This is a genomic window from Bartonella sp. MU37NMGALS (assembly GCF_042194015.1).
Classification (GTDB): Bacteria; Pseudomonadota; Alphaproteobacteria; order Rhizobiales; family Rhizobiaceae; genus Bartonella; species Bartonella grahamii.
On record NZ_JBHIML010000174.1, the window covers coordinates 1 to 521 of the forward strand.

The 521-nt window shown below is 46.3% G+C and carries 1 protein-coding gene; it reads left to right on the top strand.

The features are described from left to right. The coding region (locus tag ACFIJP_RS09780; protein ID WP_375627238.1) for a phage tail sheath C-terminal domain-containing protein at positions 1–521 on the top strand (521 nt) is incomplete at both ends.

The window sequence follows — 521 nt, forward strand, 5'->3', positions numbered from 1 at the left end:
CCTTTTGCTGCCGCCATGTTTATCAAACGTGATAAGCAAAGGGGTGGTGTTTTTTGGTCTCCCTCCAACCAAGATGTTAAAGGCATTTTAGGTACGGCGCGCCCCATTAGCTATTTTGATGGCGAAATCGATCATGAGGCAAATCGCCTCAACCAAGCCGATATTGCTACCTTTATTCCCGCACGACTTAGTCAAAATGCGCATGGAAAAATTGCTGCCAATGGACGTATTTTATGGGGAAATCATACCACCTCCAGTGACCCATTGTGGCGTTTTGTCAATGTGGTGCGCACCCGTGCAGCTTTGGAAAAAACGATCATCAACAATTTCCGCCCTTGGGCCAATGATGAAAACCTTACTGGTCAACATGTTATTGCTATTACCCGCAGCCTCACGCAGTTTCTTGATGATATGATTGCGCGTGGTGCATTGCTTGGTGGCCGTGTTTGGTTTGACCGCGATTTAAATTCCAACAGCACTTTACAATTGGGAAAATTGCGGGTCGAGTTTGATGCAGAAGA